Annotated in this window: 18 protein-coding genes, 1 pseudogene and 1 riboswitch; of the genes and pseudogenes, 13 read left to right on the plus strand and 6 right to left on the minus strand. The window is 40.4% G+C overall.

Translation table 11 applies throughout. The features are described 5' to 3' along the window. Window positions 1-627: 627 nt before the first annotated feature. From atzF to Q0017_RS01430, 4 genes are all read left to right on the plus strand, one after another. On the plus strand, window positions 628-2,451 hold the full coding sequence (gene atzF / locus Q0017_RS01415) for an allophanate hydrolase (protein ID WP_297427997.1): 1,824 nt from the start codon (window positions 628-630) through the stop codon (window positions 2,449-2,451). A 51-nt stretch (window positions 2,452-2,502) separates the two neighbouring features. Next, complete coding sequence (gene uca, locus Q0017_RS01420) at window positions 2,503-6,105, plus strand: urea carboxylase (protein ID WP_298141901.1); 3,603 nt, start codon at window positions 2,503-2,505, stop codon at window positions 6,103-6,105. Window positions 6,106-6,108: 3 nt separating this feature from the next. Further along, window positions 6,109-6,810 carry a GntR family transcriptional regulator gene (locus Q0017_RS01425; RefSeq protein ID WP_298141903.1) on the plus strand — a complete coding sequence of 234 codons (702 nt, stop codon included), beginning with the start codon at window positions 6,109-6,111 and terminating at the stop codon, window positions 6,808-6,810. A gap of 815 nt (window positions 6,811-7,625) precedes the next feature. Continuing rightward, complete coding sequence (locus tag Q0017_RS01430) at window positions 7,626-8,837, plus strand: integrase arm-type DNA-binding domain-containing protein (protein WP_298141905.1); 1,212 nt, start codon at window positions 7,626-7,628, stop codon at window positions 8,835-8,837. Window positions 8,838-8,965: 128 nt separating this feature from the next. Here the strand turns inward: Q0017_RS01430 and Q0017_RS01435 are convergent, their stop codons facing one another. Then, window positions 8,966-10,393 carry a PLP-dependent aminotransferase family protein gene (locus Q0017_RS01435; protein ID WP_298141907.1) on the minus strand — a complete coding sequence of 476 codons (1,428 nt, stop codon included), beginning with the start codon at window positions 10,391-10,393 and terminating at the stop codon, window positions 8,966-8,968. A gap of 217 nt (window positions 10,394-10,610) precedes the next feature. Here Q0017_RS01435 and Q0017_RS01440 point away from each other — a divergent pair, with 217 nt between their 5' ends. Beyond that, on the plus strand, window positions 10,611-10,832 hold the full coding sequence (locus Q0017_RS01440; RefSeq protein ID WP_298141909.1) for a hypothetical protein: 222 nt from the start codon (window positions 10,611-10,613) through the stop codon (window positions 10,830-10,832). A 2-nt stretch (window positions 10,833-10,834) separates the two neighbouring features. Here the strand turns inward: Q0017_RS01440 and Q0017_RS01445 are convergent, their stop codons facing one another. From Q0017_RS01445 to Q0017_RS01455, 3 genes and pseudogenes are all read right to left on the minus strand, one after another. Further along, window positions 10,835-11,272 (minus strand): GFA family protein, encoded by a 438-nt coding sequence (locus Q0017_RS01445; protein WP_298141911.1) that lies wholly within the window; start codon window positions 11,270-11,272, stop codon window positions 10,835-10,837. A gap of 241 nt (window positions 11,273-11,513) precedes the next feature. After that, the gene (locus Q0017_RS01450; protein WP_298141913.1) at window positions 11,514-11,990 is read right to left on the minus strand and encodes a DJ-1/PfpI family protein; all 477 of its coding nucleotides are present in this window, start codon (window positions 11,988-11,990) and stop codon (window positions 11,514-11,516) included. A 54-nt stretch (window positions 11,991-12,044) separates the two neighbouring features. Further along, window positions 12,045-12,224, minus strand: a pseudogene (locus tag Q0017_RS01455) (hypothetical protein); the annotation flags it as partial. 414 nt (window positions 12,225-12,638) lie between these two features. On the opposite strand from Q0017_RS01455, the gene Q0017_RS01460 reads away from it, so the two are divergent. From Q0017_RS01460 to Q0017_RS01480, 5 genes are all read left to right on the plus strand, one after another. Next, complete coding sequence (locus Q0017_RS01460; protein WP_298141915.1) at window positions 12,639-13,631, plus strand: acyl-CoA dehydrogenase; 993 nt, start codon at window positions 12,639-12,641, stop codon at window positions 13,629-13,631. Beyond that, window positions 13,619-14,398 carry a PIG-L deacetylase family protein gene (locus tag Q0017_RS01465; RefSeq protein WP_298141917.1) on the plus strand — a complete coding sequence of 260 codons (780 nt, stop codon included), beginning with the start codon at window positions 13,619-13,621 and terminating at the stop codon, window positions 14,396-14,398. The genes Q0017_RS01460 and Q0017_RS01465 overlap by 13 nt, the downstream gene beginning before the upstream one ends. Beyond that, window positions 14,392-14,988: an SAM-dependent methyltransferase gene (locus Q0017_RS01470; protein WP_298141919.1), complete on the plus strand. Its 597-nt coding sequence runs from the start codon at window positions 14,392-14,394 to the stop codon at window positions 14,986-14,988. The genes Q0017_RS01465 and Q0017_RS01470 overlap by 7 nt, the downstream gene beginning before the upstream one ends. Continuing rightward, on the plus strand, window positions 14,985-15,668 hold the full coding sequence (locus tag Q0017_RS01475) for a glycosyltransferase (protein WP_298141921.1): 684 nt from the start codon (window positions 14,985-14,987) through the stop codon (window positions 15,666-15,668). Before Q0017_RS01470 ends, Q0017_RS01475 begins: the two co-directional genes overlap by 4 nt. Before the next feature lie 219 nt (window positions 15,669-15,887). Beyond that, window positions 15,888-17,087, plus strand: coding sequence for an MFS transporter (locus Q0017_RS01480; protein WP_298141923.1), 1,200 nt, complete (start codon window positions 15,888-15,890; stop codon window positions 17,085-17,087). Here Q0017_RS01480 and Q0017_RS01485 read toward each other — a convergent pair. Next, complete coding sequence (locus Q0017_RS01485; protein ID WP_298141924.1) at window positions 17,084-18,472, minus strand: trehalose-6-phosphate synthase; 1,389 nt, start codon at window positions 18,470-18,472, stop codon at window positions 17,084-17,086. The two genes, Q0017_RS01480 and Q0017_RS01485, sit on opposite strands and share 4 nt — an antisense overlap. Before the next feature lie 2 nt (window positions 18,473-18,474). Continuing rightward, window positions 18,475-19,185 carry a trehalose-phosphatase gene (gene otsB, locus Q0017_RS01490; RefSeq protein WP_298141926.1) on the minus strand — a complete coding sequence of 237 codons (711 nt, stop codon included), beginning with the start codon at window positions 19,183-19,185 and terminating at the stop codon, window positions 18,475-18,477. A gap of 302 nt (window positions 19,186-19,487) precedes the next feature. Beyond that, window positions 19,488-19,601: riboswitch (guanidine-I (ykkC/yxkD leader) on the plus strand. Window positions 19,602-19,628: 27 nt separating this feature from the next. Between otsB and Q0017_RS01495 the strand changes: the two genes are divergently transcribed. Genes Q0017_RS01495 through uca (Q0017_RS01505) form a run of 3 tightly spaced genes read left to right on the plus strand, consistent with a single transcriptional unit; the run spans window position 19,629 to window position 24,642 of the window. Beyond that, window positions 19,629-20,366, plus strand: a complete 738-nt coding sequence (locus Q0017_RS01495) for an urea amidolyase associated protein UAAP1 (protein WP_298141928.1) — start codon at window positions 19,629-19,631, stop codon at window positions 20,364-20,366. A gap of 15 nt (window positions 20,367-20,381) precedes the next feature. Further along, a complete protein-coding gene (locus tag Q0017_RS01500; protein WP_298141930.1) occupies window positions 20,382-21,035 on the plus strand; it encodes an urea amidolyase associated protein UAAP2 in 654 nt (217 codons plus the stop codon). A gap of 1 nt (window position 21,036) precedes the next feature. After that, on the plus strand, window positions 21,037-24,642 hold the full coding sequence (uca, locus tag Q0017_RS01505) for an urea carboxylase (protein WP_298141931.1): 3,606 nt from the start codon (window positions 21,037-21,039) through the stop codon (window positions 24,640-24,642). Window positions 24,643-24,868 lie beyond the last annotated feature (226 nt).

The following is a 24,868-nucleotide window of genomic DNA, read 5'->3' on the forward strand; positions in this document are numbered from 1 at the left end:
GAAATAAGTTTAGAGTTAAAGATATTGATAAATTATTTAAAGATTACTGTAATGATTTATTTGGTATTTAGCTATATAACCACGCTCGCGTAATGTGGCATAAATTGCACGCTTTATTTGCGGACATTGGCTATTTTTATGTTTTTGAAATAACAAAGTTTCGCTTTCACTACGTAACACTTGTTTAAGCTGTAATACGTGTGTTGTATTTTGAGGAAAAAAGCGTTTAAAAAACTGACGTATTCGGGGGGACATATAACACTATACTAACTAAGATAAGCTGATCTTATCGAGTTTTAAATCAACTGCATATTCCTTTTTCACGCCATATTGTTGTGTTTGTGTAATATTAATTTTATCGTCTTCGGTGGCGATCTAAAGCTTAAATACAACGCATCATATCTTTTTTTCATCTCAATAAAAAATGAGCTCAAAATTTATGTTGTGAGAATCTGTATTTGTGCACCAAAATAAAAACATCAGATCTAAAATCAATCATATTGCTGCTCATTTAATTTTTCACGTTCAATAAAATAAAGCTATCTAGCTGAAATATATAGATTATACAAAGTTGGCATAAGTTCTGCATAATGGTATCCAAACTTGTATACAAGATAGGATGCAACAATGGGCAATAATAAAATGATGGGTTGGACAATTTCAGAATGGCATCATGCTTACCAACACCAAGACATTCAACTGGATGACTTATATCAATATGTCAGCCAATTTGATCAAAACGATCCAGCTTGGATTTCAATTGCATCCCGTGAAGTGCTCAGTGCACAAATCAATGCCTTAAATGAAAAAGAGCATGCAAAGCAACTGCCACTTTATGGTATTCCTGTTGCGATTAAAGACAATATTGATGTTGCAGGTTTTGCAACCACGGCTGCATGTAAAGTACTTACACAAGTTAAAGATCAAGATGCTTTTGTGATCTCACGTCTTAAACAAGCGGGTGCCATTATTGTGGGCAAGACCAATCTCGATCAGTTTGCGACAGGCCTGGTTGGCACACGTTCTCCATTTGGTACAGTCACTAATACCTTCAACCCAGACTATGTCAGCGGTGGTTCAAGTTCGGGGTCGGCCAGCGTAGTGGCGCGTGGCTTAGTGCCGATTGCTTTAGGTACCGATACAGCAGGTTCGGGACGTGTACCAGCAGGATTTAATAATATTGTTGGACTTAAGCCAAGCAAAGGACGTTTTTCCAATACAGGATTAATGCCGGCATGTAAAAGTATTGACTGTATTTCCATCTTTGCTTTGACTGCTATAGATGCAGAAATTGTCGGCAATATTATGGAAGGCTACGATACACAGGACAGTTATTCACGTGTAAACCCACAAACAGCTCCTGCAAAATTCAGTCAAAGCTTAAACTTTGCTATTCCGGCCCAGTTAGAATTTTTTGCCGATGAACAATCAAAGACTGCTTATGAAAATGCATTACAACAACTCAAAGCCTTAGGTGCGACATTCACCCCAATTGATTTTTCCGCATTCTCTATTTTGGCAGCACAATTATACCAAGGCTCATGGGTGGCTGAACGTACAGCGGCAGTTACTGATTTATTAAAAACCAACCACCAAGATTTTGATCCAACTGTATTAGAAATCATCCAAAAAGGTCATCAGTATTCTGCAGTGGATGCTTATCAAGCAGAATATCTTAAACAAGATTTGGCGCGTTTTATTCAAATGCAACTTGCTGACTTTGATGCGTTAATTGTTCCAACCTCACCCACAATTCACCGTATTGAAGATATGGTCACGGCGCCGATTGAAAACAATAGCCATTTTGGTACCTATACAAATTTTACCAATTTGGCAGATTTGAGTGCTTTAGCAGTACCAGCGGGTTTTCGTCGCGATGGCTTACCTTTTGGTATTACGTTAATTGCGCCGGCGTGGCATGACACAGCATTACTTGATTTTGCAAAAACATGGCAACAGCATACCAACTTACCCCTAGGTGCATTCAATAAAAAATTACCCCAGCAGGAGCACAGCCAAACGGTCTCGGCACATCATTTTCGAGTTGCTGTGGTCGGAGCACATTTAACCGGAATGCCCCTTAATTTCCAACTGACGACGCGTCATGCTGTGCATGTAGAAACCACACACACTTCGGCAGATTATGCTTTATATGCCTTACCAGGTACGGTACCACCGAAACCAGGTCTAGCACGTGTAGATAAACATCAAGGACAGAAAATTGTTGTAGAACTTTGGGATATTCCAAAGGCACGTTTTGGTGAATTTGTGGCAGAAATTCCAACACCATTGGGTATGGGCAATGTAGAGCTCAGTGATGGACGTTGGGTTAAAGGTTTTATCTGTGAGCCCTATGGACTCAATGGTGCGACAGATATTAGTGCATTGGGTGGATGGCGTGCCTATATCCAACAACTCAATCACACTAAAAACAACGCGGCACTGGCTTAAAAAGTCTCAAAATTTAAACCTATAAAAATTGACAAAAATAAGAGGATGACAATGTTCACTACTGTTTTAATTGCAAACCGAGGCGAAATTGCTGTACGTGCGATCCGTACTTTGAAAAAAATGGGCATTACATCTGTTGCTGTCTATTCAGATACAGACCGCTATGCACAACATGTCTTAGATGCCGATCTTGCGGTGTCATTAGAGGGGATTAAACCCAGCGATACTTATTTAAGTATTGAAAAGCTGATTGCAGCTGCTAAACACACGGGTGCACAAGCGATTTTCCCAGGCTATGGCTTCTTGTCGGAAAGTGCAGATTTTGCCCGTGCTTGTGAAGATAACCAGATTGCCTTTATGGGACCTACAGCGCAACAAATCTTAGAATTTGGTTTAAAACATCGCGCACGTGAACTTGCAGCTGCAGCTGAGGTGCCAATGACACCGGGAACAGGCTTACTGCAAAGTTTAGAAGAGGCATTAGTGGCTGCTGATCAGATTGGTTATCCTATTATGCTCAAAAGTACTGCAGGCGGTGGCGGGATTGGCTTAACACGTTGTGATGATGCACAGGCATTGCATCTTGCTTATGAAAGCGTAAAGCGTATGGGAGAACAATTTTTTAAAGATTCAGGGGTTTTTTTAGAGCGCTTTATTGATCAAGCGCGTCATGTCGAGGTACAGATTTTCGGTGACGGTCAAGGACAAGTGGTCGCACTGGGTGAACGCGATTGTTCATTACAGCGTCGTAACCAAAAAGTTGTAGAGGAGACGCCAGCACCACATTTACCTGAAGCAACCCGACAAAAATTACATCAAGCTGCCGTGCAACTGGGGCAATTGGTCAAATACCGTAGTGCAGGCACCGTTGAATTTATTTATGATGCAGCACGAGATGAGTTTTATTTCTTAGAGGTGAATACTCGATTACAGGTTGAGCATCCTGTCACAGAAATGGTGACGGGCTTAGACCTGATTGAATGTATGTTAAAAGTTGCGGCAGGAGAGACACTTGATTGGGCATTTTTGGCTAATATTCAACCCAAAGGTGTGGCAATTGAAGTACGAATTTACGCTGAAGATCCAGTCAAAAATTTTCAACCCAGCCCCGGGATTTTAACCGATGTGTATTTCCCTAAAAATGTACGCGTTGATACATGGGTTAGTACAGGCACTGAGATTTCTCAATACTTCGATCCAATGATTGCTAAAATTATTGTGCATGCACAGAATCGTGAAGCAGCACTGAGCACATTAAAAACAGCACTGGCCGAAACTCGCCTCAATGGTATTAGTACCAATTTAGATTATGCATTAAGTGTAGTATCAGATTCACGCTTTGAAAATATGCAGATTTGGACACGCATGTTGGATAATTTCAACTATATTCCGAACGTCATCGAGGTCATTCAAGCCGGTACACAAAGCTCAATCCAAGATTATCCAGGCCGTGTAGGATATTGGGATATTGGTGTACCACCGTCAGGTCCTATGGACGACTATGCATTTCAACTGGCGAATAAAATTGTGGGCAACGCACAAACTGCAGCCGGTTTTGAATTTACCTTAGAAGGACCTACGCTTAAATTTCATGCCCAAAGCATTATTGCTTTAACCGGAGCACCATGTTGTGTCAGCCTTGATGGCACGGCTGTAGACTTTTGGCAACCGATTGAGGTGAAGGCTGGGCAAACCTTAAAAGTTGGTCAAGTTGAATCAGGCTGTCGTACCTATTTGGCGGTGCGAGATGGTTTAAATGTTCCCGAATATTTAGGGAGCCGCTCTACTTTTGCTTTGGGTAATTTTGGTGGGCATGCCGGACGCGTTTTGCGTGCCGGTGACATGATCAAGATGGTGAATCCTGAGCTGCCAAGCGACGGCTTACCCTTGGCGATTGCTGAGCCTCAAGCACTTGCACAGGATTTAATTCCAACATATGGCAAAACCTGGGACATTGGGGTGTTATATGGGCCACACGGGGCACCAGACTTCTTTAAAGCTGAATACATCGAATATTTTTTCGCATCAACCTGGAAAGTCCATTTTAACTCTAATCGTCTGGGGATTCGTTTAAGCGGACCTACGCCAAGCTGGGCACGTGAAAATGGCGGAGAAGCAGGTCTACATCCCTCTAATGTACATGATTGTGAGTATGCCATTGGTGCGATTAACTTTACTGGTGATTTTCCAGTGATTTTAGCCAAAGATGGTCCAAGTCTTGGTGGGTTTGTCTGTCCTGTAACCATTGCAAAAGCAGAGTTGTGGAAAATTGGACAACTCAAAGCTGACGATACCCTGCGTTTTTATCCAATGTCGATTGAGCAAGCCAATGCTTTAGAAATCGCGCAAAAGCAACGTATTGAGGATTTTTCTCAGGCTCCTCAAAGCATTAATAGCCAAGATCAAGCTGTTGTTGAAGCACAAAGTATTCTTGCAGTCAAAGCTGCTACAGATCAAGCACCAAAAGCAGTATACCGTCAAGCAGGCGATAGCTATATCTTATTAGAGTATGGTGAAAATGTACTAGATTTAGCTCTACGTTTACGTGTGCATCGTTTAATGCAACTGATTGGTGAAGCCAAACCAGCAGGTATTTTAGAGTTATCGCCTGGTGTGCGCTCATTGCAAATTAAATATGATGGCTTATGCCTCCCTCAAAGGCAGTTAATTGAGTTTTTACTTGGTCTTGAACAACAACTGGGGGATTTAAGTGATCTTAAAATCCCATCTCGTATTATTCATCTGCCTATGGCATTTGAAGATTCAGCAACTTTAGCTGCAGTCACACGTTATCAAGAAAGTGTCTGTGCCGAAGCGCCATGGTTACCTAATAATGTCGACTTTATCCAACGTATCAATGGCCTAGACAATCGCCAACAGGTCAAAGATATTATTTTTGATGCCAACTATCTCATTTTAGGTTTGGGCGATGTGTATTTAACTGCACCTTGTGCCGTACCACTTGATCCTCGCCATCGTCTATTGAGCTCCAAATACAACCCTGCACGTACTTTTACCGCAGAAGGGACCGTGGGTATTGGTGGCATGTACATGTGCATTTATGGTATGGATTCCCCAGGTGGCTATCAATTGATTGGCCGTACGCTACCTATTTGGAATAAATTTAAGAAGAACAAGCAATTTGGTGATCAACAATGGTTTTTAAGATTCTTTGATCAAATTAAATATTATGAAGTCAGTGAAGCTGAATTGGATCAATTTCGTGCCGACTTTGCTCATGGATTAGCTGAAATTAAGATTGAAGAGACTGAGTTTGATTTTGCACAATATCAAGCTTTCTTAATTCAAGAACAAGACAGCATTGCAACGTTTAAAGCACAGCAACAGCGTGCATTTACAACAGAAGTGGCACGTTGGAAAGATCAATTTGATGCTCCTACTGAAATAGAGGTCGTACAAGATCATACCGACTATAGTCAATATGCAGCTTTAAATGCGTCTATGACCGGTAATATTTGGAAAATTTTGGTAGAGTCGGGGCAACGTGTTAAAAAAGGCGAGACCATTGCCATTATTGAAGCGATGAAAATGGAATTACCTGTCTATGCTGATGAAGATGGCATTGTCAAAGCCATTATTTGCCGTGCTGGTCAAACAGTGCAAAGCGGTGAACCATTGGTTTATATGGAGTAAACCATGAGCCTTCTACATTCACCGAAGGCATCAGCACGCAGCTCAGACAATTTGTCTGAGCTGGTGTTTGAAAAAATTAAAAACGATATTTTTGATTTTCAATTGATGCCAGGACAATATTTTACTGAATCTGAAATTGCCCAAATCTATTCTGTAAGCCGAACACCCATACGCCAAGCCTTATACCGTTTACAACAAGAAGGTTATGTGGATGTGCAGTTTAGACGCGGTTGGCAAGTTCGTCCTTTACATTTTAAGAGTTATGAAGAACGTTATGATCTTAGAATTTTATTTGAATGTCATGCCATTGAGCAACTTTGTAAAATACCACAACCTCAATTAAATCAATTGCTTTCTGAACTTACTACAATATGGTGTGTTGAGCCTGAGAATTATATAGGTGATCTTAAGCTACTTGCACAGCAAGATGAAGCATTTCATAGTCAGTTGGTCATGTTAGCAGGCAATCAAGAAATGACCAAACTTCATCATGAGTTAAATGAAAAAATTCGTATGATTCGTCGCTTAGATTTCTCTAAAATCCATCGTATTGAAGCCACTTATGCACAACACCAAAATATACTCCGTTTAATTTTGGCAAAAGACCTAAAAGCAAGTATTCAAGCGTTAACTGGACATATTATGCAAAGCCGCAATGAGGTAAAAAAAATTACCCTAGAGATTTTAGCCTTAAGTGCTAATTAAACACTTTTTATGATATTTCATGTGAAGACTCCCTTTAGGGTAAATATGACCTTGTCACAAGCTGCGTGTGTCTAGCTGTCAATTATGCTATAAAGTTGGCTAACTACTTAAATCTGGTTACGAAAATTATAGCTATACTGGGATTCAGTTGGTTCGCTACAAAGGTCATGCATTAAATTAAGTAACATAACATATATTGCAGTATGGCGGCAGTGATCGATAAGATGCTTAGAATTATTTACATTATGGCAATCAAAGATCACAGTAGCTTGACCGTTTAGTAGTGACCATGCTAAACCCAATATACATCTTCCTCAAAGTAGGTTTTAATGACCCATTGAACCAACATTTAACCCATAAGTTGGCTGTCTATAAATGTTAGACGAAAAAGTTGAGGACTCAAATGGTAATCAATGGTGAGATAGATATTATTTAGTCAGTAAATCGAAAATAATAAAATGACTTTATTTCTAGATTCACGCTATTTGATTCAACCCTTATAGGTATTTTTGCTTCTCATTCCTTGAATAAAAAAATTTTCATAGTACATAAGAAGTTATCTAAATGTGTTCGCTTCAACGTGATCATCCTTTTAATTGTCTATTTTTTGGCAATATGAAACATTCTCATAAAATTTGAATCTTAAAAAAGGGTTAATTATATGGTTAATATTAAATCTATTTTCTTTAATAATTATATAAATAACAATAACTTGTTTTATTAATGTGATGCGTCTTACACGCATCATACTTAGTGCTTGTTATTTTTACAAAAGTGCTTTAGATTGCACATGTGTACCTTACATTAAAATTGCTATGAGTTTAACAGAACAACGTATTCGCCAAGCCAAACCTCGTGATAAAACATACTTTATGGCGGATGATGATGGTCTGAGCCTAAAGATCGAACCCAATGGTACCAAGTCATGGAGTTACCGCTACTCTATGCCCAACAGTACCAAGCGCCCGCGTGTAAAATTAGGGATTTATCCTGAGATGTCATTAAAGCAAGCACGTCTTGTACGTGATGATAAAAAGGATGACGTCTTTAATCAAACCGAAGAAAGTAGCAGTATTCTAAGTTTTGAAAAAATTGCGCTTGAGTGGTTGGATTTTAAAGAAAAGAATGCGCTAAAAGACCGACCACGTTCAGGTGTGCTTGAATTGGCGCGTAAGGCCTTAACGCAAGATATTTTGCCTTTACTTGGCGATAAAGAATTTGAAAGCTTAAAACGTTTTGATTTGGTTCAAGTGATTCGCCATATTGAAAGTCGTGGCGTTAAAGAGCCTGTTAAAAAAGCGTGTAGTTATCTTAATCAAATCTATGATTATGCAGTCGCTATGGGATACACCGATTACAATCTTGCAATTGGTTTACAAAAGGTGATTATTAAGCAACGTGTTAAACAGCACTATCCTTACTTACAAACTGAAAATTTACCTGATTTTTTAAGTCGTCTTAAGCAAAGCCAAGCACATCCGATTGTGAAAAAGGCATTGTGGCTAAAATTATATACAGGTGTACGTGGTGCTGAACTTTTATCTGCAGAACCACAACATTTTGATTTAGAAAATAAATTATGGCGTATTCCTGCCATGCATGTTAAACAATTTAGACGCCGTGTTGTGCTTGGGATGCAGGTGCCTGATTATTTGGTACCTTTGTCTGATCAAGCCATTGAAGTGATACGTTCAGCAATGGATTGGTCAACAGGTGAAAAATATGTGTTTGCAAGCCCACGTCATGCAGGTCAAGCCCTGCATTTTAATACCTTAAATACGCTGATTCGTCGTATGGGCTATAGTAGCGAACAGCTATCTTCACATGGTTTACGTTCTACTTTAAGTACGATTTTAAATGATTCGGGTCTGTTCCAATCGAGTTGGATTGAAGCGCAATTGTCACATACAGATAAAGACCAAACCCGTGGCAGTTATAACCATGCTGAGTATTTAAATCAGCGCCAAGAAATGATGCAATGGTGGGCAGATTATTTGGATCAATGTATGCCTTTAACTATTGAATAATTGAGATGACTGATTGAAGCAGTCCATGGGCATAAGATTGATCTTGTGCCCATTTTTAATTGCATATACGTTTAGGTTTTGCTTTAAATCAGCAGATGCAGTCGTGATAGGATTTTTTTAAACACCTATTAAAATTGATGATTTGAGCATTGTACTTGTAGCCAATCTCTTAAGCTAACAAGTGCACTTCTAATCCTTGGATTTAAAGGATAGCCAGCATTTAACCTAATGAAATTAGAGTATTTTTCATCTGAACTAAATACTTCACCAGGTACAATATTGATACCTTGCTGTTGTGCAAATTTGTAGATATCAAGCCCCTTAATCTTGGTAGGCAGTTGCATCCATAGGCAGTAGCCACCTTGAGGTTGGGTGATTTTTATGTTGATCTCTTTAAAAATCTCAATCATAAAATTTCTGTATTCATCAACTTGTTGAGCCAGCGTAAATCTTAATTTATTTAAATGCTGTCGATAGGCGCGACAATGTATAAAATCTGCTAATCCAAGCTGTAATGGCGTATTGACGAGACTTGATAAAGACAATAAACGGTCTTTAAGATGTTCTTGTTGTGCAGGCAAACATAACCATCCTATCCGATAAGCGGGTGATAATGACTTGGAAATGGAACTACATAAAAACACACGCCCTTGTGTATCCCAATATTGAATAGGTAGGGGCCTTAAAGTGGTGTGACCACATTCTGAATAGATATCATCTTCAATGATAAAACATTCATATTGAGCGGCCAGTTGAGCAATTTTTTCTTTATCGCTGTTGCTTAAGCAAAATCCCAGAGGATTATGATAATTGATGGTGAGTAAGCATACTTTTGCCTTTGATGTTGCCATAACGTGTTCTAGGCGCTGTAAATCTATACCGTTATGAGATGCAGGGATTTCTAAAATATTGCGTCCTAAGTTAGCAAGCAATAATTGTTGCCCATTATAATTTGGCGTTGGCACAATAATATTGTCCCCAACTTGTGTTAGGAGCTGAATCACAATAGAAATGGCTGACAAACAGCCGTGCGTGATAAAAATTGAGTTTTCATTGATATAAATACCATCTTCAGCGCAATGACTTGATAATGCTTGACGTAGTTTAAGATGACCTTGTTTATCACTATACAGAAAGTCTTGTGGTGCACTATGTTTTAGCGCGCGTTGGATTGATCTTCTCAAAGTATCAGTTGGGATAAGTTTGGGTGAAAGTTGGATTGCTCCTAAATGTACGCCTGATGGATGAATAGAAGCTTCTTGTATTTCATTTTGCAGTTCTAAATTACTAATCGCTTGTGCGCATGAACTAAAATATGGATGAGTCGGTGGCTCTAGCACGCTATGAATATTTTTAACAAAGTAGCCACTTTTGGGCTTGGCCACAATAAGACCTCTTACTTCTAATAATTCATAGCATGCTTTGGCTGTTGTTATACTGACAGCATGATGACCTGCAAAAGAGCGTAAAGAGCTCAGCTTATGATGGGGTGGAAGATCTCCTGACACAATACTCTCAGTTAATCGATCCGCTAAATTTTGATAATGAAAAGCCACATCTGTACTCTTTTTTTAAATAATATTGTGTCTGTATTTATTTATAGCAAAAATTTAACATGAATAAAAATAACTTCAAGACCCTTCAATCATGATGAATCCGTTAATCACTATTTTAGTTCTCATATTTTTATGTACAGGTTGTACGATTGAGGAAAATTTGCAGATCAAACAAATGAATTATATCTGCACAGCACTGAGCAAAAATTACTTGAAGATGAGTCAATTTGATGGCTATGAAGTATGGCATAAACCTCATTCAGACCATCAAACAATTGAGTTTTTCTACGCTCAGCCAAAGCATTCAGGACAAATCTCATTTTATCCGCATAATAAACTGCTTGAATGCAAAAAAGAAAAAACGCTGTATGTACTCAGTGAAATTGACCCATTGTCACAACACAAGACTCCAAGGTTAAGCTTAAAAGTTGCACTGTGATCTTAAGTAAAATATCTATCTAATTCAGAACGATTAGGTAATTCACTATAGGCATGGTCTACCGTTATTGCTGGTGCCCAATTGATTTTTGAATGAAGACAAAAACTGAGTCTGGTTTGAATATTCGGTAGTTCATTTAGTAAGCCAAGAGGAATCCACATCCATGTGCTATTGCTGACTTGATTGGGTACAGGAGAACCACACAGCTTACAAAAACAAGCACTAAAGCCTGAGGCTTTTTTAAAAGCCTCAATATACTCTACGCCTGCTGTCCATTCAAAAAAGCTCTGGTTGACTAAAGTTGCTGCATTGGATGCAGTACCACTTTGCTTACGACATAAGCTACAGTGACAGTAATATATAGTTTTAATGTCTTGATGAATAAAGAAATTAATATTCCCACATAAGCAGCTACCGCTATAATTAACAGTCTGATCCATACACATACCATGCTTAAAAATAAATCAAATTTTCTCTGAATATCTAAACCTTAAAATTGTGAATGCACTGCAATATTAAAGCCAGACTCACCCAAATAGAAGATGACGATATACTTGAATGGGTTTGGCTAATGATCTAAAAATTTATCTCAAATTCCATGCGTTTAGCGGTGTTTAACGCAATCTCTCGAGTGGTCACTTTAGCCACAACGTATAAAGATGCATGAATACCAGAAGAGATTCATGCAGCAGTTAAGATTTTATCTTGATCAACAAATTTAACATTCTTAATCACATTAATTTGGGGATATTGTGTTTCTAAGCGCTCAAGATCCATCCAGTGTGTGGTAGCACTTAACCCGTCTAATAAACCTGCTTCTGCCAATATAAAAGCACCGGTGCAGATAGAAAAAGTCATTTGGGTAGTGTAGTGTTGTTGCCTAATCCAATTTAAAAGTGTGGTGTTATAAAGCTCTACTGTTTCAGCACCATAGCCGCCGGGAATCACCAATATATCCAGCTGCGGACAATCTTCTAAAAGATAATCACATTTAACCACAAGACCATTTCTGGCTGAAATTTCATGTTTTTGTGCAATGGTCAATACGTTAAAAATTCTATTATTATTGTCATCTAAGCTGATCCCAAAGACTTCATACGGACCTGCAAAATCCAGCACCTCAACTTCATCAAATAATAAAATACCAATATTTATCATAAACTTATCCTAAGATTTTATAGTATTGTGTACAAATATATGTTTTTCATGATGTTACATATTTTTATCTTGCATTGCTGGCATTAAAATTTCTTTTACACAACTGGCTTTAGAAGTTGAAAGAATAAATCGAATGGCTTGGATGACATCATTCAGCGGAATCAAGCGATGATCTGTTTAAAGTTACCCTATCCATTTAGATGCAAATCATCTTAAATAGCACAGATTGACCAAAAGGTTATTTGCAGTACAAAGATTAAAATCCTACCTACGTGACGGTTCCCCTGGCAACAGATCTATGGGGATCTGCTTTGCCTAAGCCACAGCGTTTATATATACAATTTGGTCAGCGGATTACAGTATCGCAATTTAAAGAGCTTAAAGATGTACCCTGGTAACTTCGAGCAACAAATTATAAAACAGATTTACAAAGCTATCGTATGTAAGATTATGCCAGTTGGTCATGGTTAAGACGCCAATTAACGCAAGGCTCATTTTAATAATGGATACATTCAAGGCTGATCAGGACGCAGAATTTTTAAGTGACTTGAAGCATTGAGCTTTAAAAAGTTAACACATTGTAACTTCATTTGCAGGTATGCTGTGATTATTCACTATTAAAAAAATGTACAACAATAAAGAGAAGCTATGTTGATTGATGAATGTATTGAAAATTTAAAGCAATCTAAACACCTATTCAGCAGCAGTAGCGCGTATGTCACTCAACTACAAAAGCTTGTACAAGCCAGTGCTGATGTCCCTCATTCTGGTGAAGGGGCAACCTTAAGACGTTGGCAAATTTTATCTCAGCTTGCAGCCTTAGATTTAAGCTTGGTCAAATGGTTTGAATCACATTTAGATGCATTAAGTATTCTACGTGAGTTGGGTCATGCAGCACAAAATGATGCAATCTACGCAGTTTGGGCAGCAGAGGGTGGACCTCAAGCTTTAAATGTGACAAATGATTTATGTCATGGTGTTAAACCTTGGTGTTCTGGAGCCGGAATCGTTGAAAAAGCTTTAATGACTTATCGAGATGAAGCTCAACAAACGCAACTAATTTTAGTTGATTTACGTGATGCAAATATACAGATCAACCATAGCGTTTGGCAGGCTGTTGGGATGCAACAGACACAAACAGCCAATATTTTCTTTAATGATGTTGCTGTTGAAAAGGTTGCTGCGCCCAATGCTTATTTAAGCCGACCTGGATTTTGGCACGGTGCAGCAGGAGTTGCTGCCTGTTGGTATGGAGCATGTACACATTTAGCCCAAAAATTAGCAGATCATTTACGCTATAAACCGCATGCTTTTAAAGCCATGTATTTAGGTGAAATCAGTACAGCACTGCATGTCAATCGCCAATATTTTCAGGAAATCGCACGGCGTATTGATCAATCACCGAAACACAGTCATGAATATCAAATCCGTATCCTGCGTCAATGTACCGAACACACAGCGCGTTTAGTTATGGAACGAGTAGGCTTAGCTTTAGGGGCAGCACCTTTTTGTCAAGATGGGCACTTTGCCCAACTTATTGCAGATTTAACAGTATTTATTCGCCAAACGCATGGTGCATTTGATTTAGAGCAGATTGGGACATTGGCAATTAATGAGGAGGCAGAAACATGGATGCTATAAAACATGACATTGTGGATGACCGCGTCATTATAGGCGATGGTACAGATGCGCAAACTTGGCAAGATTGGCAAGGCTTACAACAACTGCCTGTATTTAATATAAAAACAGCTTTCCCCGAAGGTCGCCGTGTATGTATTTTAGCACCACACCCAGATGATGAGATTTTGGGCTGTGGTGGTTTGGTGCAGCAATTGGTGGCTCAAGGCAATCCTATTTTAATCATTGCAGTAACCAATGGAGCTGCAAGTCATCCCGATTCAACTCAGTATACCTCCAATGATTTAAATGACCTAAGACCACAAGAAACCCAAGCAGCCTTACATGTATTAGGTGTGGCAGAACACGTTGAACGTATAGCATTAAATCTACCCGATGGACAGGTATATCAACAACAAAATTCCCTGTATTTAGCGCTAGAACATATTATTCATGATCAGGATATTTTGGTAGCTACCTTTGCGCAAGATGGTCATCCAGATCATGAAGGCACAGGTAAGATTGCCGAAAAATTTGCTCGTGATCATGGCTTGCTGTGTTATCAAGTTTTAATTTGGGCATGGCATTGGGCTGTGCCTCATGATGCCCGTATTCCGTGGTCGCGTGCACAACGCTTAGAGCTGAGTTTAACTGAGCAACAAAAAAAACGTGACGCGATCAATTGTTTTAAAACCCAAATTGAAGTTGACCCAACTACCCTCAATCCACCTATTTTATCAACGCATGCCATTGAGCGTTTGTGTAAAGCTGGGGAAGTCTATATATGCTAAACACCCAACTCTATTTTGATGAGATCTATGCCAACAAAGATGATCCGTGGGGTTATGAGCAACGTTGGTATGAACAGCGCAAACGTCATATCTGTTTAAGTGTGTTGTTAAAACCACATTATCAACAAGCCTTAGAAATTGGGTGCAGTAATGGAGTGTTTAGTGAGGCACTTGCAGCGCGCTGTGATCAATTACTGTGTTTAGATGGGCATTTTAAAGCTGTAGATCTAGCACGGCAGCGTTTGGCGGCTTATTCACACGTGGAAGTGCAACAGGCTTGGGTACCCACACAGCTCCCTCATCAATCCTTTGATTTAATCATTGTGAGTGAGATTTTATATTATTTGGATACTGTTGCACTTGATGAGGTGATGACGTGGCTGAATAAACATTTAATACCAGGTGGGACTTTATTGTGTTGTCATTGGCGTCATTCAATTGAAGGCTTTGAGTTAGATGGTAATTTGGTGCATCAACACTTACAACAGCTCAACTTAGACCATTATTTAACTGTAAAAGACCCTGATTTTTTGATTGATGTTTGGTCAAATGCCAGTATTAATCTGGCACAACAAGAAGGTTTAGTATGATTGGTGTCGTAATTCCTGCATGTAATGAAGAACAATCAATCAAATCTTGTTTATTGGCATTACAACACGCCATTGATATCGTTGCAGATCATGTGCAAGTCCGTGTTGTGGTGGTATTGGACAGTTGCACAGATCAAACCTTGACACATGTGCAAGCATTGAACATTGACTATTTATGTTGTGAATTACGTTGTGTGGGGCAAGTGCGTGATTTGGGGGTACGTTATTTGCTAGAGCAAGGTGCTACATGGATTGCCTGTACCGATGCCGACAGTACAGTGAGCCCCAATTGGTTGGTCTCACAATTAAAGCATCAACCAGCCGATTTGATTTGTGGCGTGGTGTGTATTTCAGATTGGCAAGACTTATCAAAACAGACTCAAGCTTTATATCAAGTTCACTATCAAGATCGTATGGGGCATCGGCATATACACGGCGCCAATTTAAGTTTTAGCCGTGAGGCATATTTAAAAGTCGGTGGTTTTTTGGGTTTAAGTTGTCATGAAGATGTAGATTTAGTGCAACGCATGCTGGCCCAAAACTTTGAGGTACTTTGGAGTAATCAAGTTCGGGTCACCACCAGTAGCCGCTTAGACGGACGTGTAGACGAAGGCTTCGCACATTTTTTAAGGAATCTACATACCAAACAACAGTTATTGCAAAAAGCGAGCAACTCATAGAATTAAACTCTAAATATTAAAATATTGTTTTTATAAGCAAAATAATAATAAATTTGGAATTTTAAGCTTTAATACCAAAAAACGCTGAATTTTTATCCAAAATGTGTATAATTTCGCCAAATCACCCCTGTAGAGATTCTTTTTTAATCTCAATATACAGGGGTTTTTCTATGGATATTGTGCAATTGGACGCTTCACTTTATTTGCTTAGGTATTTCGATGTTGCAATCAAAAACCGTAGCGCATGTTGCGCGCGTCCAAGCACCCCCGCTATCGGCGCAACGTTTAGCTACCTTATTATGTTTCTTTAGCTTGGGCTTTTCCACTGCGGCATGGGCACCCCTCATTCCGTTTGCCCAGCAACGTTTGTCTTTGAATCATGCAGATTTTGGTGGTTTATTGTTATGTGCCGGTATTGGCTCGATGTTGGCAATGCCACTGACAGGGATGTTGATCCAAAAAATGGGTGGACGTTTAATTATTGCCGTGACATTGGCAGTATTTATTGTGGTTTTGCCTTTATTGGCCATGCTACCCACCACGTGGGCTTTAGGTATAAGTCTATTTGCCTTTGGTGCAGCTGCAGGAAGTTTAGGCGTTGCAATTAACTTACAAGCCGTCATGGTTGAAAAACAGTATGCCAAAAACATGATGTCGAGTTTCCATGGCATGTGTAGCTTAGGTGGTTTATTGGGCGTGATGAGCATGACTGTTTTATTGGCACTGGGATTAAGCCCATTACTTGGTGCTTTAATCATTGCAGCCTGTATTTTACTGGTGACTTTGCTGGCTGTGCCCAAATGTTTACAATCTGCACCCACAGAATCTGAGAAGTTGGGTCCAAAAACCAAACGTGGTTTACCAAGCCCTTTTATTGTCCTGATTGGCATCATGTGTTTTATTGCATTTCTATCCGAAGGTTCGGCTATGGATTGGAGCGGGATCTACTTAACTCAAGAATTTGGGGTAGACGCAGCTTATGCAGGTCTGGCGTATACATGTTTTGCCATTACCATGACCATGGGGCGCTTTGCTGGGCGTCGGATTCAGCACTATTTTGGAGAGGCTAAAACTGTGTTTTTAGGTGCCTTAATGGCAGGTTTAGGCTTAAGCGTGGTGATCTTAGCACCACATTGGCTGATGGTGTTATTGGGCTATAGTTTGTTAGGATTAGGATGTGCCAACATCGTTCCGATTATGTTTTCGCGTGTAGGGCGACAAAATCAAATGCCCAAAGCTGCAGCATTATCTTATGTATCGACCTTTGCATACACCGGCTCACTGTTAGGTCCAGCTTTGGTAGGGCTAGGCAGTGAAGTCTTTGGCTTAACTGCCGTATTTGCGGTGATTGCTATCGGTCTAAGTTTAATTGCTGTGGTCAATTATTTCACGTTAAAACACGAGCAAATTGCTGTTTAAACCTCATGCAAATGTCTTGTATTGGCGTGTCTTAAATCTTTAAGAAACGAGGCGCGCCAAGCGTAAATATCATTCAGCTCAAGGTCTTTGATCAGGGCATGGTAACGGATCATGCGTTCAGATAAAGGCATATCAAGTGCTTTACTTAAGGCATCTTTTAAGCTTTTAATGTCATGCGGATTAACTATTAAAGCCTGCTGCATATGTTCTGCAGCGCCAGTATGGCAAGATAAAATCAACACCCCAGGATTATTGGGATCTTGTGCTGCAATATACTCTTTGGCAACCAAATTCATGCCATCTTTCAATGAATTGACCCAACACACGGCACTTTTTTTGTAAAGTTGCATCAGTTGATGATGAGGAATCATTTGATTGGTGACATAAATGGGTTGACCCTCTAAGCTAGATAAATCTTGATTGATCGAGGCAATGCGCTGATTTACGCTGTTATAGAGGTGTTTGTAGGTCTCGACCTCCATCCGGCAAGGACAAGCCACCTGTATTACGGCAAAACAATCGGAAGCTTGTTGTTCTTTGATCCAAGATTCAATGGCATCTAAACGTTCTAAAATGCCTTTAGAGTAATCCACACGTTCGGCTGAGATAATCCACGGCACATTGTGCTTGGGTATAGGGTCAAAGTAGTCTTGTAGCAACAAGTTATCGCCTTGAGCTGCCTGTTGAATTGCATAAGGATCAATCCCAATTGGATAAGCTTGTACTAAAACGCGGCGCTGTTGATAAAAAATCGTGTTGTGTTTAATGGCAGTATTGAGCAAAGATTGGTACACCTCAATACACTCGTCTTGGTCCGCTTGCGTTTGTAGACCAATAACATCATAAGCCAATAAATCTGTGAGCAGCGTATTCGCCACATGCAATTGCTGCCAATGGTCTGTATCACTAAAGGGAATATGTAAGAAAAATCCAATGCGATTTTTTAAGCCCAATTGTCGGCACTGCTCGGCCAAACTTAAAAAATGATAGTCATGCACCCAAATGATATCGTCTTCTTGGGCGATTTCGGCAATCTTTTGGGCAAAGCGTTGATTCACTTGTTGATAGGTTTGAAATTGTGTTGGGTCTTCAACCATCAAATCCAAGCGACTATGTAGCATTGGCCATAGAGTATTATTGGCAAAACCTGAATAGAAGTTTTGATATTCATTGTGATTCAATGGCGTGGTGACATAGGTCACTTGATCATGCTGTTGCTCTTGAAATTCCAATGGGTGCGTATCAGATACTTGTGCACCGTTCCACCCTAACCATGTTCCGCCGTGATCTTTTAGGGCATCGTTTAAAGCCACAGCCAGCCCACCCACCGCTTGTCCAACTTGAGGTTGTGTGACCCGATTAGATACTACAATTAACTGACCCATTGTTATTTTTCCATTTTTATTTGAATTATTTTTGCTGTAAATTGCGCTAAAAAATCTGTGCATTGTTGGATGTTGTGTACACGATAGGAGGCTTGCGTTTCACCTTGTCCCACTTTAATGCTGCTTCCACCAAGTGAGTTGACCATTGCAAAGCCATCTTCATCGGTTACATCATCGCCAATAAAGATAGGATGAGCGTGTTGAAGTGCTAAAGCATGTTGTATACGTTGTATCGCATGTCCTTTGTTGGCCGCTTTAGGGGCAATTTCCCAGACATATTGTCCTTTTTTTAAATAAAAATCAGGAAAACCGTGCACAAGTTTCTGTGCAATTTGTTCTACACAATGCGCTGATTGCGGATATTCACGGTAATGTAGGGCAATAGCGTAATCTTTATATTCTAGACGCAATGCCATTCCTTTACAGGCTTGAGTAACACGCTGTTGTAAATCTTGAATAACAGCAAGGTCTAAATTTGGAGCCTCTCTTTTTTGATTTAAATAAATATCTAGACCATGGCTTGCGGCAATATCTAATTTCAACCCTTGCGCAAGTTTTTGCGCTTCTGTTAAACAGCGACCCGTGAGCAAAATTACTGGAATGTCTAAGGTAATTAAGCCATTTAAAAGCTCTAAGGTGTGTGACGGAATAAAGCTATCTTTAGGATCAAGCTGAAATTCAGCTAAAGTGCCATCGATATCTAAATAGAGCACGTAGTGCACCTGTTTTGACAGAGTATCTAAAAAATTTGAGACAGCCTGACAGGGGCTTTGCATCATAAAGACAGGTCTTATTATTAAAAAATAGAAATCTTGTTATAACAGTACTTAAGGCAACTGCGCTGCTTAAATTACAAAGCGCTAACATGCGGACTATTGACGCTTACATGTGTCTTTTTTGGCGCATGCTGCGCCAAAATTGAACAAAATATTTTTGAATTTGTGGTTTTTTAGTGTGATAAAAACAAAAAAAAGTAATACCAAATTGGCACAGCCTTTGCATCTACTCATACCATCATAAAGTGATCTAGGGTTCCGATTTATGTGAAATATCATAAAGGTCCGAGACCGAGAGTTCACGGCTTAAGTTTAAAGCTCAAGCTACACGGAGGGATAAAAGCCCGGGAGGTAAACCGTTAACAAATTGGGGCAGATGCATGAGCACAATAAACTATCACGAAGATCACGTCCTCTGGACTGAACATTTACCGGGTGGACATCACTGGTCAGCACGTATTCAGCGTGGCGCAGTACTACAACTCAAGTCCTTAGGTCAAAATGCCAATGTGGCGCTGTACTGTGTAAACAGTGAAGATAAATTCGAACGCTACAACATGCCAGACAGCTTAAAAGGGCAACATACGGCATTTTTAAGTACAGGGCATATCCTTGCATCTGATCTTGGTCGAGCGATGGTTTCCATTGTCAAAGATGACCACGGTTGGAATGATGCATTCTGCGCACCAAGCACCGTACAACAAATCGAAAAACAATTTGGCACGCAAACCTTCCAAGATGCGCGTAATGACATGTACAGAAGTGGCAAAGACTCTTTACTGCTTGAGATGACCAAATTTGGCTTATCTGCAACGGATTTAAGCAGCACTTTAAATCTCTTTTCTAAAGTCCAACCAAATGACAATGGCAACTTGAGCTATGTGGTCTCTGACAATACCGATCAAGTGATTGAATTACGCTTTGAAATGGATTGCTTGGTGTTTTTATCATCTGCACCACATGCCTTAGATAACAGCACGGAATATGCACCTGCCGAAGTTCAGCTTTCACTGTTTAAAGCATTACCTTTATTTGATTACGATGTATGTCGTGATTCATGCCCGCAAAATCAGCGTGCATTCCAAAACAATAATCGCTACTACGCATTAAGCGCTTAATTGGGGGGAATGATCATGACAGCACTTGTTAAATTAGAAAAATCGGTTTTAAGCGAAGTCTGTCCTGCTGGTGAAGCATGGATGTGCGAAGTCAAAAAAGGGCAGTATTTCCGTATTGTAGACTTAGAGGGCAACCAAGCGGTTGATACGCTCTTTATCTCGGCACATAACCCTGAAGAGCGTTATAGCGCAACTGATACATTGGCAATCAATCAGCAGATTTATTTAGAAAAAGGCACAGCTTTATACACCAATTTTGGCAATAAAATTGCCACCATTCATGATGACAATTGTGGTCATCATGACACTTTAGGTGGTGCATGTTCATGTGAGAGCAACACCGTTCGTTATTCACATGACAAATTTCCAATGCACAGTTGTCGTAACAATTTCATGATTGCACTGTCACAACATCCAATTGCGAAAAAGCACGGTCTAAACGTGCGTCACATTGGTCCAAACATTAACTTCTTTATGAATGTGCCAGTTACAAGTGAAGGACATTTAAAGTTTGATGATGGTATTTCTGCACCAGGTAAATATGTGGAAATTAAAGCCGAGATGGATTTGATTGTGTTGATCTCCAACTGCCCACAGCTGAATAACCCATGTAATGCCTATAACCCAACTAAAATTCAATTGATCATCCGTGAAGGCGAGGACGCATAACATGTTCAATAAAGTATTAATCGCCAACCGTGGTGCAATTGCGTGTCGTGTTATTCGTACATTAAAAAAATTAGGTATCCAATCGGTTGCGGTGTATTCAGAAGCCGATCGTGATTCACTCCATGTGACTTTGGCCGATGAAGCGGTGTATATCGGTGAAGCACCAGCCAGTCAAAGCTATTTAAATGTCGATAAAATTTTAGAAGTGGCCAAACAAACCGGTGCGCAAGCGATCCATCCGGGTTATGGCTTCTTGTCTGAAAATGCTGAATTCTGCGACTTGTGTGAATCACAGGGTATTGCTTTTATTGGGCCAAATTCAACACAAATGCGAGAGTTTGGCTTAAAGCACACGGCACGTGAACTTGCGATTCAAGCCAATGTACCGTTACTTCCGGGTAGTCAGCTCTTAGCCGATGAAGTTGAAGCACTGTTTGAGGCCAATCGTATTGGCTATCCTGTGATGCTGAAAAGTACGGCCGGTGGTGGTGGTATTGGAATGCGTTTGGTTTGGAACGAAACAGAGCTGAAAGATGCATACACAACGGTGTCTTATTTAGCGCAAGCCAACTTTAAAGATGCAGGTTTGTACCTCGAGAAATTCGTGGAAAATGCCCGTCACATCGAAGTGCAAGTTTTTGGTGATGGCCAAGGTCAAGTGATTGCACTGGGTGAGCGTGATTGTTCGGTACAACGTCGTAACCAAAAAGTGATTGAGGAAACCCCAGCACCGCATATCAATGATACGCAACGTGCTTATATCCAAAATGTTGCCATTCAACTGATGCAGTCGGTGAATTACCGTTCTGCCGGTACGGTTGAATTCGTGATGGATACCGACACACAAGAATTCTATTTCTTGGAAGTGAACACCCGTCTACAAGTCGAACATGGCGTGACCGAGCAAGTCTTTGGTGTGGATTTGGTGGAATGGATGGTGACATTGGCTAGCGGTGATTGGACTGCACCAATTGAAAAACTCGAATCCAAAGGTCATTCGATTCAAGTGCGTTTATACGCTGAAGATCCAATTAAAAACTTCCAACCGAGTGCAGGCTTACTGACACATGTTGAGTTTGATGCCAATGCCCGTACTGAAACATGGGTAGAAACAGGCTCAAATGTATCGTCATTCTATGACCCGATGATTGCTAAAATTATTGTGACAGCAAACGATCGTGCTTCTGCCATTCAAGCCATGACGGATACTTTGGCGAAAACCTCAGTTGCAGGGATTGAAACCAATCTTGAATATCTACAAAACATCGTGGATGGTGAAGTGTTTAAAGCAGGGACACAAACCACACGTTTCCTAAATACTTTTGAGTGGAAAACCCAAAAGGTTGAAGTTTTACAAGCCGGTATTCAAACTGCTGTGCAAGACGTCACAGGTCGTTTGGGCTACTGGGATGTCGGTGTGCCACCATCAGGTGCGATTGATCCATTGTCTTTAAATGTCGCAAACCAGTTACTTGGCAATGCCTATAACACTGCAGGGCTCGAATGTACGCTACAAGGTCCAACATTAAAATTCCATTGTGACAGCCAAATCGTGCTTGCCGGTGGCGATATGCTATCGACTTTGGATGGTGAAACTGTACCGATGTGGCAGACCGTGAATGTGCGTAAAGGTCAGGTGCTAAAATGTGGCAAAATCGCGACAGGTTGCCGTACCTATATTGGTATTAAAAGCGGTTTGAATGTGCCTGAATATCTCGGCTCACAAGCGACCTTTACCTTAGGTCAGTTTGGTGGTCATGCAGGGCGCAACTTATTGATTGGCGATATGCTTCCAATTACTGCATTTAGCTCCGATGAAGTGAAAACGCTTGCACCTGAACAAGTACCGTCATTTAGCCATGAATGGGAAATTGCGGTGATGTACGGCCCACATGGTGCGCCTGATTTCTTTACCAAAAATGATATTGATACTTTCTTTGCCAATAGCTTTGAGATTCACTTTAACTCAAGCCGTACTGGTATTCGTTTAATCGGGCCAAAACCTGAATGGGCACGTATCGACGGCGGTGAAGCAGGTCTGCATCCATCCAATATTCACGACAATGCCTATGCCATTGGTGCGATTGACTTCACCGGTGATATGCCGATTATTCTTGGTCCAGATGGTCCAAGTTTGGGTGGCTTTGTCTGTCCTGCAGTGGTGATTCACTCTGAACTGTGGAAGTTGGGTCAATTGAAAGCCGGTGACAAAGTTAAATTTGTGCCTGTGAGCTACACCCAAGCCAAAGTGCTCAATGAAAAATATCATGCGCAACTAGAAGCATCAGATACACAAACTGTGGCATTTGATGAGTCGTTCTATCCTGAACTTGCAACCTTAAAAAATGCCGTGTTGCATGTATTAAAAGGTGAAAATGGTGCGCCTGATGTGGTGTACCGTCCTGCTGGCAACAACTACATGTTGGTGGAATATGGAGAGTTGGTGCTTGATCTAAACTTACGTTTCCGTATTCATGCACTGATGCAATGGGTTCAAAAGCAAAATATTCAGGGCATTATCGACCTAACACCGGGTATTCGTTCTCTACAAATTCATTTTGATTCGATCAAGCTCGATCAATTGGATTTACTGCGCTTATTGCAAGTCGCTGAAGCTGAACTGCCTGATGTGACGCAAATGCAAGTGCCATCTCGTACTGTGTATTTGCCACTCGCTTGGGAAGATTCACAAACCCAATTGGCAACCGAACGTTATATGCAAACTGTGCGAAGCGACGCACCATGGTGTCCTGATAATATTGAATTTATCCGTCGTATTAATGGCTTAAAAGATAAGCAAGCCGTGAAAGACGTGGTGTATGACGCACGTTATTTGGTTATGGGTTTGGGCGATGTTTATCTCGGTGCGCCTGTCGCAACCCCACTTGATCCACGTCAGCGTTTAGTCACCACCAAATATAACCCTGCACGTACATGGACACCTGAGAATGCCGTGGGTATTGGTGGTGCATATATGTGTGTCTATGGTATGGAAGGTCCGTGCGGTTATCAGTTTGTGGGTCGTACTACGCAAATGTGGTCACGTTACCGCAAAAATGCTGACTTTGAGCAAGGCAAACCGTGGTTATTGCGCTTCTTTGACCAAATTAAGTTTTATGAAGTCTCTGAAACTGAACTCATGCACATGCGTGAGGATTTTAAAGCAGGTCGCTTAAAACTGCGTATTGAAGAAGGCGTGTTGAACTTAAAAGAGTACAACCACTTCTTAACTGAAAACCAAGCATCGATTTCTGCATTTAAATCTGTGCAACAAGCCAACTTTGATGCAGAACGTCGTCGCTGGCATGAGGCAGGACTTGCAGAATATGTGTCTGAAAGCTTAGATGCTTTAGATGATGGGGAAGGGATTGAAGTACCTGAAGGTGGTTGTGCAGTAGAATCGCATATGCCGGGTTCAATTTGGAAAATTGAATGTCAGTCAGGGGATATTGTGGAAGAAGGTACAACTTTGGCAGTCATTGAAGCAATGAAAATTGAGATTCCCATTCTTGCGCCTGAACGTATGAAAGTTGAAGCGATTACCATTGAAAAAGGGCAAACCGTGAAAACAGGTCAGATATTGTTTACCTTGGCGCCAGTGGCCTAAAACACAATAAAAAAAGACCGCTTTGGCGGTCTTTTTCATAGCCATGCTATATGTCACAATCTTTTCAAGTTAAAACCATATTAAGTATATGGGTATCCAATAAATCACATAAATTTTCAATTCAATTAGTATTTGAGTCGTATTCATGTCTTATGATGATGCTCTTTAAAGCACCATACTTGATCAAGGTCTAGAAACATCTCTTGGATCAGTGTGGACTCAATTG

Origin of the sequence: uncultured Acinetobacter sp. (assembly GCF_947624825.1) — a bacterium.
Lineage (GTDB): Bacteria > Pseudomonadota > Gammaproteobacteria > Pseudomonadales > Moraxellaceae > Acinetobacter.

Coding starts and splice junctions, on each gene's coding strand:
- uca (WP_298141931.1), top strand. CDS start 21,037: ATGTTCAATAAAGTATTAATCGCCAACCGTGGTGCAATTGCGTGTCGT.
- uca (WP_298141901.1), top strand. CDS start 2,503: ATGTTCACTACTGTTTTAATTGCAAACCGAGGCGAAATTGCTGTACGT.
- Q0017_RS01470 (WP_298141919.1), top strand. CDS start 14,392: ATGCTAAACACCCAACTCTATTTTGATGAGATCTATGCCAACAAAGAT.
- Q0017_RS01480 (WP_298141923.1), top strand. CDS start 15,888: ATGTTGCAATCAAAAACCGTAGCGCATGTTGCGCGCGTCCAAGCACCC.
- atzF (WP_297427997.1), top strand. CDS start 628: ATGGGCAATAATAAAATGATGGGTTGGACAATTTCAGAATGGCATCAT.
- Q0017_RS01495 (WP_298141928.1), top strand. CDS start 19,629: ATGAGCACAATAAACTATCACGAAGATCACGTCCTCTGGACTGAACAT.
- Q0017_RS01425 (WP_298141903.1), top strand. CDS start 6,109: ATGAGCCTTCTACATTCACCGAAGGCATCAGCACGCAGCTCAGACAAT.
- Q0017_RS01450 (WP_298141913.1), bottom strand. CDS start 11,990: ATGATAAATATTGGTATTTTATTATTTGATGAAGTTGAGGTGCTGGAT.
- Q0017_RS01485 (WP_298141924.1), bottom strand. CDS start 18,472: ATGGGTCAGTTAATTGTAGTATCTAATCGGGTCACACAACCTCAAGTT.
- Q0017_RS01465 (WP_298141917.1), top strand. CDS start 13,619: ATGGATGCTATAAAACATGACATTGTGGATGACCGCGTCATTATAGGC.
- Q0017_RS01500 (WP_298141930.1), top strand. CDS start 20,382: ATGACAGCACTTGTTAAATTAGAAAAATCGGTTTTAAGCGAAGTCTGT.
- Q0017_RS01475 (WP_298141921.1), top strand. CDS start 14,985: ATGATTGGTGTCGTAATTCCTGCATGTAATGAAGAACAATCAATCAAA.
- Q0017_RS01445 (WP_298141911.1), bottom strand. CDS start 11,272: ATGGATCAGACTGTTAATTATAGCGGTAGCTGCTTATGTGGGAATATT.
- Q0017_RS01440 (WP_298141909.1), top strand. CDS start 10,611: ATGAGTCAATTTGATGGCTATGAAGTATGGCATAAACCTCATTCAGAC.
- Q0017_RS01430 (WP_298141905.1), top strand. CDS start 7,626: ATGAGTTTAACAGAACAACGTATTCGCCAAGCCAAACCTCGTGATAAA.
- Q0017_RS01460 (WP_298141915.1), top strand. CDS start 12,639: ATGTTGATTGATGAATGTATTGAAAATTTAAAGCAATCTAAACACCTA.